Source organism: Streptomyces sp. LMG1-1-1.1 (assembly GCF_040815545.1).
Lineage (GTDB): Bacteria > Actinomycetota > Actinomycetes > Streptomycetales > Streptomycetaceae > Streptomyces.
Genome location: NZ_JBFPNH010000036.1, coordinates 80,408 through 91,918, shown reverse-complemented (window position 1 = coordinate 91,918; position 11,511 = coordinate 80,408). Strand labels below are relative to the sequence as shown.

The window sequence follows — 11,511 nt, the reverse complement described above, 5'->3', positions numbered from 1 at the left end:
GAGCGGGCGACGGCGGCGGGCGCAGCCCGCAGGCGGCGGTGGGGCTCGGCCCGGACACGGTGGGGGTCGCGGCCCGCAAGGCGGTGGGTGGCGGGGGCAGGCGGGCGCGGCCCGCGCGAGGGGTGGGCGGAGCCCGGGTGCAAGGGCCGACCGGGCAAGGGAGTGGGCGCGGTCCGGCCCCGCGTGGGGTCGGGCCGCGCCTGGGGTGTGGGCTCGGGCCGCGCCCGGGGTGTGGGGTCGGGCCGCGCCCGGGGTGTCAGGGGGTCGGACCGCGCCTGGGGTGTGGGCTCGGAGCGCGCCCGGGGTGTGGGCTCGGGTCGCGCCCAGATGTCAGGTGGGGCGGCCGCGCCCGGGGTGTCAGGCGGGGCGGAGGGTCAGGTGGGGTTGCGGGTGGGGAGGCGGGGGGTGAGGGCGGTGAGGGTGGAGGTCCAGCGGGTGGAGAGGGAGTGGCGGAGGCGGACGGCGGAGCGGGGGGCGAGGAGGGCTCGGAGCCGGGCCGACCGGTCCGCGGCGGCGTGGAAGCCCGCACGGACGAGCCACGCGTCCTCGGCGAGCCCGGCGGCCGGCGTCGGGCGAGGGGAGTAGAGGACCTCTTCGACGGCCCGAGCGACCCGCTGCACCGCGTCCGCGGACTCGCCGTGCAGCTCACCGAGTCGGATGAGCCGGGCGGCCGTGTTCCGCGGCGTCCGGGATTCGTCGGGTTCGATCCCGTAGTCCCAGGCGGTGTCGTTGATCTCCTGCCAGACGGCGAGCGTGCGCGCCGCGGTCTCCGCGGGACCGCGGCCGCCGTCGGATCCGAGGCGGCGGGCCCGGATCCGGGCCCGCCAGAGCAGCGGGACGAGCGGCAGGACGACGACGGCGAGCGCCGCGAGGGAGATGAGGACCACGGTCATCGGCGCCGGTCCCGATCCGCCGGAGGAGGCACCGCCGGCGGCCGCGTCCGGACCGCAGTCGCCGAGGCGCCGCATCTGCGGGGTGCAGTTCTCGGAGGCGCTCGGCGCGGCGGACGGCTGGGCCGAGGCGCTCTGCTGGGGCTGCGCGGGACCGGTGGCCGTGCCCGAGGGCGTGGTCTCCCGGGTGTAGGTGGGGGTGGAACCGCGCGCGGGCGTCGGCTCGAACCGGGTCCAGCCGGCGCCCTCGAAGTACAGCTCGGGCCAGGCGTGCGCGTCCCGGATGCCGACGGAGACCGAGCCGTCGGTCTGGGTGGTGCCGGGGGTGAAGCCGACGGCCACCCGGGCCGGGATGCCGAGCGAGCGGGCCATCGCCGCCATGGAGAAGGAGAAGTGGACGCAGAAGCCCTGCTTGTCCTTCAGGAAGCGGGAGATCGCCTGGACGCCGGTGCCGGACTCGACGTCGACGTCGTAGCGGAAGCCGCCGTCGCGGGCGAACCAGTCCTGGATCCGCACGGCGCGCTCGTAGTCGTTGCGGGCGCCCTTGGTGACCGTCAGGGCCGTCGCCCGCACGTCGGCGGGGAGCGAGTCGGGCACCTTGGTGTACTCGCGGCGGAGCTTCTCGGGCGCGGGCCCTGCGACGGACAGCTGGGCGGACGTCGGCCGGATGTCGAGGCTGGTGACCTGGTAGCGGGCGCCTCCGGTGGTCTGCTTGTCGTCGCCGACGAGCATCCGCCCGGCCGGTTCGAACCGCCAGCGTCCGTCGATGTCGACCCGGCCCGCCGGGAACGGCATCGGCAGCCACTTCTGCCGGTACGCGTCGGAGGCGACGACGTTGCTGGTCACCTCGGTGATCTGGACGCTCTGCGAGAGTCCCTGCGGCCAGGGCAGCTGCTTGGGCACGGCCTCGATCGGGCGGACCGAGGACTTCCACGAGGTGCCGTCGAACTGGTCGAGCGCGACGAGCCGCAGGTACAGGTCGCTGGTGTTGCGGGAGTTGGTGCGGTAGCGCAGGACCTCCCGGTCCTCCGGCTGGCGCAGGTTGTCCTGGAGGGAGACCAGCGGGTTCACGGCCGAGATCGTGCCGCCCTTGCCGGTGCCCGCGCCTCCCTCGCCCTCGCCGCTGCCGAACAGCCCGCCGCTCAGCCCGGGCAGCGCGAGCGGCACCACGAGCGCGATGCCCATGGCGACGACGCCGATCCGGCGTCCGGTGCGGGCCGGTGCGAAGGCGGTGCCGCCGGCGACGGTGGAGCCGGGCCGGCCGGAGCGCTGGGCCCCGCCGAAGACCCGTCCCCACTGGGAGAGCCGGTCGCGGCCCTCGGCGAGGAGCAGCAGGAGGTAACCGGAGGCGGCGAGGAGGAACCACAGCCAGCCCGCGCCGCCGCCGGAGAGCCCGGCGGCCACCGAGTACAGGGCGAGCAGCGGCAGACCGGCCGGGGCCGCCTTGCGGAAGGTGACGGCGAGGGAGTCCACCAGGAGCCCGATCGCGACGACGCCGCCGACCAGCATGAGCCTGATGCCCTCGGTGTCCGGCGCGGGGATCGCGTACCGGCCGACGTCGTCGGCGCCGGCCATGAGCAGCCCGGCGGCGTGCATGAATGCCCGCGGGCCGGGGATCACCCAGAGGATCGCGTGGTCCCGCGCGAAGATCACGGTCAGTGCGAGGAGCGTGACGGCGATCTGGGCGAGGAGGGTCAGCGGCCGGGCCAGCGGTACCCGCCGGGCCAGGGTGCCGACCCCGCTGACCAGCGCGAGGACGAAGGCGGCGGTGAAGATCCAGGTCGCCGGCTTCACCAGGGGGAGCAGCGCCCCGGACGCCATCAGGGTGGCGCCCCAGGCGGCGAGTGTCAGCCGTGCGCGGCCGCTCATGACCAGCCTCCGTAGGTGTCCGCGGCGGATTCCGCGCGTGCTCCGGCGGCCTGCTGCCACAGATCGGCGAGCCGGGCCCCGGCCGGTACGGCGAGTGCCGTCCAGCCCGCTTCCCGCAGCTGCTGCACCCGGTCCTCGACCGCGCCGGAGACGGCGCCGCCGGTGAGCCAGGTACCGGAGTCGAGGACGAAGGCGATGGCACCGCCGCTGCGTCCGCGCATCCGGGCGGTGAGGGCGGCCTGTTCCTCGTCGAGGTCGCCGACGAAGGCGATGAGCAGCCCTTCGCTCCCGCCGCGCAGCACGTCGGAGGCGCGGGAGAGCCCGCCGCCCTCGGAGTGGTCGACGACCGCGAGGGTGTCCATCAGGAGTCCGGCGGAGTCGGCCGATTCCTGTGCCGTGCCGGCGAAGCCCTCGGAGCCCTCGCCGGGCACGGCGCTGCCGGTGTCGGTGAGCAGCCGGACCGCGTAGCCGCGCGCCAGCATGTGGACGAGGGCGGACGCGGCGCCGGAGACGGCCCATTCGAAGGCGGAGTCGGGGCCCGAGCCCTGGTAGGCGATCCGGCGGGTGTCGAGGAGGACGGTGCAGCGGGCCCGCTGCGGCTGTTCCTCGCGGCGGACCATCAGCTCGCCGTAGCGGGCGGTGGAGCGCCAGTGCACGCGGCGCAGGTCGTCGCCGTGCCGGTAGGCGCGGGGGATGATGTCGTCGTCGCCGGCGAGCGCGAGGGACCGCTGCTGTCCGTCGCCGTATCCCGAGGCCTCGCCGGTGAGCTTGACCGGCGGCAGGGGAACGGTCCGCGGGACGACGGTGAGGGTGTCGTAGGCGCTGAAGGAGCGGGTCAGCTCGCACATCCCGAAGGGGTCGTTGAGCCGCAGCTGAAGCGGGCCGAGCGGGAAGCGGCCGCGCAGGTCGGAGCGGACCCGGTAGGACACCTCGCGCCGGCCGCCGGCCTCGACCCGGTCGAGGACGAAGCGGGGGCGGGGGCCCAGCATGTACGGCACGTGGTCCTGGAGCATGAGCAGCCCGGTGGGGAGCTTGGAGACGTTCTCCACGCGCAGTTGGACGCGGGCCTCGGTGCCCGCCTCCACCCGCTGGGGGTCGAGGCGGCGGGAGGCGGCGACCTGGTAGCGGGTGCGGTGCAGCACGAGGACGCAGATCAGCGGCAGGGCGGCGAGCAGCAGCCCGACGCGCAGCAGGTCGGCCTGGCCGAGGACGTACGCGCAGACGGCGGCGGCCATGCCGGCGGCGAGGAAGGAGCGGCCGCGGGTGGTGAGACCGCCCAGGGCGGCCCGCAGGCCGCCCCGGTCGTCGTCCTCCCGCTGTCCGTCCGGTACGGCAGCGGTCGTCATCACAGCCGCCGGGCGCCGGGCTGCTGCTGGCCGTAGATCGGTCCGGCGGGCGGGGCAGCGGCCGGGACGGGGGTGCGCTGGAGGATGTCCTGGACGACCTGCTCGGCGGTGCGCCGGTTGAGCTGGGCCTGTGCCGTCGGCAGCAGCCGGTGGGCGAGGACGGGCGCGGCGAGGGCCTGGAGGTCGTCGGGCAGGACGTACTCGCGGCCGCTGAGCGCGGCGGAGGCCTTGGCGGCCCGCAGCAGGTGGAGCGTGGCCCGGGGGGAGGCGCCGAGGCGCAGGTCGGGGTGGGTGCGGGTGGCGGCGACGAGGTCGACCGCGTACCGGCGTACGGCGTCGGCGACGTGGACCGCGCGGACCGCCTCGATCAGCTTCATGACGTCGTGGGCGTGGGCGACCGGCTGGAGGTCGTCCAGCGGGGAGACCGAGCCGTGGACGTCGAGCATCTGGAGTTCGGCCTCGGCGCTCGGGTAGCCGATGGAGACCTTGGCCATGAAGCGGTCGCGCTGGGCCTCGGGCAGCGGGTAGGTGCCCTCCATCTCGACCGGGTTCTGGGTGGCGACGACCATGAACGGGCTGGGCAGCTCGTAGGTCTGGCCGTCGACGGTGACCTGGCGCTCCTCCATGGACTCGAGGAGCGCGGACTGGGTCTTCGGCGAGGCGCGGTTGATCTCGTCGCCGATCACGATCTGGGCGAAGATCGCGCCGGGCTTGAACTCGAACTCCCGGCGCTGCTGGTCGAAGATCGACACGCCCGTGACGTCCGAGGGCAGCAGGTCGGGGGTGAACTGGATGCGGCGCACCGAGCAGTCGATGGACCGGGCCAGCGTCTTGGCCAGCATGGTCTTGCCGACGCCGGGGACATCCTCGATGAGGAGATGTCCCTCGGCGAGCAGCACGGTCAGCGAAAGCCGTACGACCTCGGGCTTGCCCTCGATCACGCTCTCCACCGACCTGCGGACTCGCTCCGCGGTGGTGGTCAGATCAGTGAGGCTCGCTCGATCGTCATAGGTCGTCACCCGGCCCTCCTCGGCCTTCCGGAACACGGACACCTGCCCCCGCGGGATGTTCGGGGGGTGTCCACCCGGGCATTGTTGTTGCCGTGGCCGGGTCGTGTCACTTGCTCGTGGACAAGTGCGGGGGAAATGCCGAGGTTTGGGCGTTTACGCCGGGTCGATCTCGCGCAGCAGACCGGTCGTCACGTCGAAGACGAAGCCCCGGACGTCGTCGGAGTGCAGCAGGAAGGGGGAGGTCCGCACCCGCTGCATCGACTGGCGGACGTCCTGGTCCACGTCGCGGAAGGCCTCGACCGCCCACGCGGGGCGCTGGCCGACCTCGTCCTCCAGCTCGTGCCGGAAGTCCTCGGTGAGCGACTCGAGACCGCAGCCCGTGTGGTGCACCAGCATCACGCTGCGGGTGCCGAGGGCGCGCTGGCTGATGGTGAGGGAGCGGATGACGTCGTCGGTGACCACGCCGCCCGCGTTGCGGATGGTGTGGCAGTCGCCGAGTTGGAGGCCGAGGGCCGCGTGCAGGTCGAGACGGGCGTCCATGCAGGCGACGACGGCGACGCGCAGCACGGGGCGCGCGTCCATTCCGGGGTCGGTGAAGCCGGCGGCGTAGTTCTCGTTGGCCTCGACGAGACGGTCGGTGACCGAGGCGCCGGTACGTATGGCGTCGGCGGAGGTGTGCGCGGAGGTCGACATGCATCCGACGTTAACGGGCACAAGCGGCCCGGGCCTGCTGTGAGAGGGGACAAAGAACGCCATCGAGTCTTGTTGTGAGCTAATCCACAGGCGGCGGGATCATGGACCCGAACGAGTGAGGCGTCCGGAATGTCCGCCCGGTCGACCGGCGCCGTGCGACGCGCCAGCCGGTTGATTGACCGGCGCGTCCGGTGGACTAAAGTGACGCGAAGTTAACGGAGACATCGAGCGGTTCCCGCGGTTTCTCCCCGTGTGTGCGGCGGTACCTACGGCTCGGCCCCTCCCGCGGTACGTGCCTCCGCGCCGGTTCTGAGAGGGCGCATTGAGCAACGACCGACACGTCCCGGTGATGCTCCAGCGGTGCCTGGACATGTTGGCCCCCGCACTGGAGCGCCCCGGCGCGGTCGTCGTCGACTGCACCCTGGGCCTCGGCGGCCACAGCGAGGCCCTGCTCAAGCGGTTCCCCGAGGTGCGGCTCGTCGCCCTCGACCGCGACAAGGAGGCCCTGCGGCTCTCCGGCGAGCGGCTCGCCCCGTACGGCGACCGGGCCACCCTGGTCCACGCCGTGTACGACGAACTGCCCGAGGTCCTCGACCGGCTCGGCATCCCGAAGGTCGACGGCGTCCTCTTCGACCTCGGCGTCTCCTCCATGCAGCTGGACGAGGCCGACCGCGGCTTCGCCTACGCCCAGGACGCGCCGCTCGACATGCGCATGGACCAGACGACCGGCATCAGCGCGGCCGAGGTCCTCAACACCTATGCGCCCGGCGAGCTGGTCCGCATCCTCCGCGCGTACGGCGAGGAGAAGCAGGCCAAGCGGATCGTCTCCGCGGTCGTGCGCGAGCGCGAGAAGGAGCCGTTCAGCAACAGCGCCCGGCTCGTCGAGCTCATCCGCGACGCCCTGCCCCAGGCCGCCAAGCGCACCGGCGGCAACCCGGCCAAGCGCACCTTCCAGGCCCTGCGCATCGAGGTCAACCGCGAGCTGGAAAGCGTCGAGAAGGCCATCCCGGCGGCCGTGAAGGCCCTCGCCGTCGGCGGCCGGGTCGCCGTCCTCTCGTACCAGTCCCTGGAGGACCGGATCGTCAAGGGCGTCTTCGCGGCGGGCGCGGCGACCACCGCCCCGCCCGGTCTGCCGGTCGTCCCGGAGAAGTACCAGCCGCGCCTGAAGCTGCTCACCCGGGGCGCCGAGCTGCCCACCGAGGAGGAGGTCGCCGAGAACCGGCGCGCCGCACCGGCCCGGCTCCGGGGTGTCGAGCGCATCCGGGAGGACGTGCTGTGAGCACGGCGAAGGGGCCGCTCAAAGGGCGGGCCGCGCGGCTCGGACGGCTCATGCCGTCGGGGCCGAGCTCGGCCGCCCGTACCCCCTTCGTCCTGCTCGTCGTCGTGCTGCTCGGCGGCGGGCTCATCTCCCTGCTCCTGCTGAACTCGGCCCTCAACCAGGGCTCCTTCCAGCTGAACGAGCTCAAGACCAAGACCACCGAGCTGACCGACGAGCAGCAGGCGCTCCAGCGGGACGTCGACGACTACGCGGCGCCCGACGCACTGGAGCGCCGGGCCCGCGAGCTCGGCATGGTCCCGGGCGGCAGCCCCGCCTTCCTCGGCCCCGACGGCAAGGTCCTCGGCGAGCCCTCCGTCGCCGTCGCCCCGAAGCCGAGCCCGACGCCGAAGCCGACACCGACCACGCCGAAGCCCCCGTCGCCCACCTCCACGGCCCCATCGGCACCGCCGGGCACAGGTGCCCCCGCGACCACGGAGGCCACGCGGACCGGTGCCACCACGGAGCCCCGTACCTCAACCGCCGACGCGGGCGTCGGCACGTTCGGCAGCCACACGAACACCGCTCCGTACCCGGCGAACACGGGAACACCACGGGCGAACACCGACCCGGCCGACACGGACGCCGGCCCACCCGGCACAAGTCCCACCACGCCGGGCTCCACCGGGTCCGGCCCCGCACGGCGGGCGCCCGCACCCGCCACCCCTACGACCACTTCCGGCAGGTGACCGAGCAGTGCCCCCCAAGGAGCCCCCGCGCCGGCGCGTCCCCGGACCTGCACGGCCCGCCCGCCCCCGGCCCGCCTCCGCCGGAGCCCGCCCGTCCCGTCCCGCCCCGCGCCCGGCCGCGAAGCGGACCGCGCCCCGGCCGCAGGCCCGGCAGCCCCGCACCATCAGGCTCGGCAGCCCGAGGCCCCGCCTGCGCCTGGTCTCCCTCGGCCTGACCCTCGTCATGATCGCCTTCGTGGTGCGGCTGCTCCAGGTCCAGGCGGTCGACGCCAGCGCGTACGCGGCCAAGGCCGACAAGTACCGCTTCCAGGAGTACACGCTCTCCGCCGACCGCGGCGAGATCACCGACCGCAACGGCATCGCGCTCGCCGCCAGCGTCGACGCGTACGACATCACCGCGGACCCCAAGCTCTTCACCCCCGAGGAGTCCAAGGTCGCCGACGCCCCCGAGCAGGCCGCCGCCCTCCTGGCGCCCCTCCTGGGCAAGGAGCCCGCCGAGCTCGCCAAGAAGCTCCGCACCCCCAAGTCCCGCTACACCCTGCTCGCCCGCAAGCAGACCCCGCAGGTCTGGAACCAGATCAAGGACCTCAAGCGGGTCTACGGGCAGAAGGCCCAGCGCTCCGCCGGCGGCAACGGCGTCAACCTCCTCGGCGGCGTCCTCAGCGAGCCCAGCACCAAGCGCGTGTACCCGAACGGCGAACTCGCCGCCGGGATACTGGGCTACGTCAACGCCGAGGGCCGGGGCGCCGGCGGCGTCGAGTCGATGCTCGACCCCGAGCTGGCCGGCAAGGACGGCACGATCCGCTTCACCCAGTCCGGCGGCCGCCAGGTGCCGACCGCCGGCTCGCAGGGCACCCCCGCCGTCCCCGGCTCCGACATCGAGCTCACCATCGACCGGGACATCCAGTGGGCCGCCCAGCAGGCCATCACCGACCAGGTGAGGAAGTCCAAGGCCGACCGCGGCTACGTCATCGTGCAGAACACCAGGACCGGCGAGGTCCTCGCGATGGCCAACGCCCCCGGCTTCGACCCCAACGACCTCTCCGCCGCGAACGCGGCCTCCATGGGCAACGCCGCCCTCCAGGACGCCTACGAGCCCGGCTCCACCAGCAAGGTCATGTCCATGGCCGCCGTCCTGGAGGAGGGCAAGGCGGCCCCGGGCACCCACGTCACCGTCCCCAACCGGCTCCACCGCGGCGACCGGCTCTTCAAGGACGACGTCGACCACAAGACCTGGTACCTGACCCTCAACGGCGTCCTCGCCAAGTCCAGCAACATCGGCACCATCCTCGCCACCGGCCGGCTCGGCGCCACCCAGCCCGAGTCCAACCGGGTCCTCCACTCGTACCTGCGCAAGTTCGGCATCGGCGGCCCCACCGGCCTCGACTACCCGGGGGAGACCGCCGGCATCCTCGCCAAGCCCGAGGACTGGTCCACCTCGCAGCAGTACACGATCCCCTTCGGCCAGGGCCTCTCCGTGAACGCCATGCAGGCCGCCTCCGTGTACTCGACCATCGCCAACAAGGGCGTACGCGTCGAACCCAGCCTCATCCGCGGCACCAAGGGCCCCGACGGGCGCTTCACCCCGGCCCCCGCGCCCAAGGAGACCCGGGTCGTCAGCGAGAAGACCGCCGGCACCCTCGCCAAGATGCTGGAGTCCGTCGTCGACGACCGGGAGGGCACCGGCACCAAGGCCGCGATCCCCGGCTACCGCGTCGCCGGCAAGACCGGCACCGCCAACCGCGTCGACCCCGAACTCGGCCGCTACAAGGGGTACACCGCCTCCTTCGCCGGCTTCGCCCCGGCCGACGACCCGCAGATCACCGTCTACTGCGCCATCCAGAACCCCACCAAGGGGAACTACTTCGGCGGCCAGATCTGCGGACCCATCTACAAGAAGGTCATGGAGTTCTCCCTCAAGACCCTCCACATCGCCCCCACGGGCAGCGCGCCCGCCCGACTGCCGGTCGACTTCGTCCCCACCCCGTGACACTCCGGGAGCACCAGTGACAACGATCACCCCCCATTCCGGGAACCGGAAATCGAACTCCGGCGACGCCCCGGGCTCTTTTGGCCCCGTACAGGGTGCGCCCGGTACGCTCACCGCCGTGCCACACGCTGATCAGTACCGAACCGCCCCGCCCCGTCCGGAGCAGGCCCGCCCGACACCCCTGGGCGACCTGGCCGCACACCTGGGGGTCGACGCCCCCGGGGCCGCCGAGATCTCGGGCATCACCCACGACTCGCGGGCGGTGCGCCCCGGCGACGTGTACGCGGCCCTGCCCGGCGCCCGGGCGCACGGCGCCGACTTCGTCGCCCAGGCCGCCGGACTCGGCGCCGCCGCGATCCTCACCGACCCGGCCGGTGCCGAACGCGCCGCCGCGACCGGCCTCCCGGTCCTGGTCGTCGAGGACCCGCGCGGCCGGATGGGCGAACTCGCCGCCGAGATCTACGGGCGGCCCGGCGCCGACCTCCTCCAGATCGGCATCACCGGCACCTCCGGCAAGACCACCACCGCCTACCTCGTCGAGGGCGGCCTGCGGGGCTCCGGCCGGAAGACCGGCCTCGTCGGCACCGTCGAGATGCGGATCGGCGACGAGCGCATCAAGTCGGAGCGGACCACCCCCGAGGCCACCGACCTCCAGGCGCTCTTCGCCGTCATGCGCGAGCGGGGCGTCGAGGCCGTCGCCATGGAGGTCTCCAGCCACGCCCTCGTGCTCGGCCGGGTCGACGGCTGCGTCTTCGACGTCGCCGTCTTCAACAACCTCAGCCCGGAGCACATGGAGTTCCACTCCGACATGGAGGACTACTTCCGGGCCAAGGCCTCGCTCTTCACGCCCGGGCGAAGCCGCCTCGGCGTGGTCAACCTCGACGACGAGTACGGCCGCAGGCTCGCCAAGGAGGCCGCCGTCCCGGTCGTCACCTTCTCCGCCGACGGCCTCGCCGACGCCGACTGGCGCGCCGAGGACCTGGTCCTCGGATCCCACGACTCGACGTTCACCGCAGTCGGCCCGGACGGCGAGCGGATCCCCGCCACCGCCCCGCTGCCCGGCCCCTTCAACGTCGCGAACACCCTCGCCGCGATCGTCACCCTCGCCGCCGCGGGCCTCGACCCCAAGGCCGCCGCCGACGGCATCGCCGCCGTCCCCGGCGTACCGGGCCGCCTGGAGCGCGTCGACGCCGGCCAGCCGTACCTCGCCGTCGTCGACTACGCGCACAAGACGGACGCCGTCGAGTCCGTCCTGCGCTCCCTGCGCGAGGTCACCGAGGGCACGCTGCACGTGGTCATCGGCTGCGGCGGCGACCGGGACACCACCAAACGCGGCCCGATGGGCGCCGCGGCCGCCCGGCTCGCCGACACCGCCGTCCTGACCTCCGACAACCCCCGCTCCGAGGACCCGCTCCGGATCCTCGCCGCCATGCTCGCGGGCGCCGCGGAGGTCCCCGCGGAGGAACGCGGCGAGGTCCTCGTCCTCGCCGACCGCGCCGCCGCCATCGCCGCGGCCGTCGCCCGCGCCCGGCCGGGCGACACCGTCCTGGTCGCCGGCAAGGGCCACGAGCAGGGCCAGGAGACCGCCGGAGTGGTCCGCCCCTTCGACGACCGCGAGGTCCTGCGCGCGGCGATCCTCGAACAGAACGCCAAGGCCGCCCCGGCGGACGACGGCGACGAAGCCAGCCACCAGAACAGTCAGGGATGAA

At 73.8% G+C, this 11,511-nt stretch carries 8 protein-coding genes; 4 read left to right on the top strand and 4 right to left on the bottom strand.

The annotated features are described in order from the left end of the window. Nucleotides 1–374 precede the first annotated feature (374 nt). The 4 genes from MRBLMG1_RS21760 to MRBLMG1_RS21745 form a co-directional block, all read right to left on the bottom strand. Nucleotides 375–2,759, bottom strand: a complete 2,385-nt coding sequence (locus MRBLMG1_RS21760; protein WP_367825765.1) for a transglutaminase TgpA family protein — start codon at nt 2,757–2,759, stop codon at nt 375–377. Then, nucleotides 2,756–4,105 (bottom strand): DUF58 domain-containing protein, encoded by a 1,350-nt coding sequence (locus MRBLMG1_RS21755; protein ID WP_367825764.1) that lies wholly within the window; start codon nt 4,103–4,105, stop codon nt 2,756–2,758. The genes MRBLMG1_RS21760 and MRBLMG1_RS21755 overlap by 4 nt, the downstream gene beginning before the upstream one ends. After that, nucleotides 4,105–5,124 carry an AAA family ATPase gene (locus tag MRBLMG1_RS21750; protein ID WP_367825763.1) on the bottom strand — a complete coding sequence of 340 codons (1,020 nt, stop codon included), beginning with the start codon at nt 5,122–5,124 and terminating at the stop codon, nt 4,105–4,107. Before MRBLMG1_RS21750 ends, MRBLMG1_RS21755 begins: the two co-directional genes overlap by 1 nt. Before the next feature lie 144 nt (nt 5,125–5,268). Beyond that, the gene (locus MRBLMG1_RS21745) at nt 5,269–5,808 is read right to left on the bottom strand and encodes a beta-class carbonic anhydrase (RefSeq protein ID WP_367825762.1); all 540 of its coding nucleotides are present in this window, start codon (nt 5,806–5,808) and stop codon (nt 5,269–5,271) included. Between the two features lie 322 nt (nt 5,809–6,130). On the opposite strand from MRBLMG1_RS21745, the gene rsmH reads away from it, so the two are divergent. From rsmH to MRBLMG1_RS21725, 4 genes are read left to right on the top strand one after another with little or no spacing between them, the layout of a single operon-like run. Continuing rightward, nucleotides 6,131–7,087 (top strand): 16S rRNA (cytosine(1402)-N(4))-methyltransferase RsmH, encoded by a 957-nt coding sequence (gene rsmH / locus MRBLMG1_RS21740; protein ID WP_367825761.1) that lies wholly within the window; start codon nt 6,131–6,133, stop codon nt 7,085–7,087. Next, a complete protein-coding gene (locus tag MRBLMG1_RS21735) occupies nt 7,084–7,812 on the top strand; it encodes an FtsB family cell division protein (protein WP_367825760.1) in 729 nt (242 codons plus the stop codon). Before rsmH ends, MRBLMG1_RS21735 begins: the two co-directional genes overlap by 4 nt. Nucleotides 7,813–7,819: 7 nt before the next feature. After that, nucleotides 7,820–9,802, top strand: coding sequence for a peptidoglycan D,D-transpeptidase FtsI family protein (locus MRBLMG1_RS21730; protein ID WP_367825759.1), 1,983 nt, complete (start codon nt 7,820–7,822; stop codon nt 9,800–9,802). A 16-nt stretch (nt 9,803–9,818) separates the two neighbouring features. After that, entirely contained in the window at nt 9,819–11,510 is a 1,692-nt protein-coding gene (locus MRBLMG1_RS21725; RefSeq protein WP_414721623.1) for a UDP-N-acetylmuramoyl-L-alanyl-D-glutamate--2,6-diaminopimelate ligase, read from the top strand. Nucleotide 11,511: the final 1 nt, after the last annotated feature.

Bases quoted from the DNA above. Each gene is read 5' to 3' on its own strand.
- MRBLMG1_RS21760 (WP_367825765.1), bottom strand. From the start codon at position 2,759: ATGAGCGGCCGCGCACGGCTGACACTCGCCGCCTGGGGCGCCACCCTG.
- MRBLMG1_RS21755 (WP_367825764.1), bottom strand. From the start codon at position 4,105: ATGACGACCGCTGCCGTACCGGACGGACAGCGGGAGGACGACGACCGG.
- MRBLMG1_RS21745 (WP_367825762.1), bottom strand. From the start codon at position 5,808: ATGTCGACCTCCGCGCACACCTCCGCCGACGCCATACGTACCGGCGCC.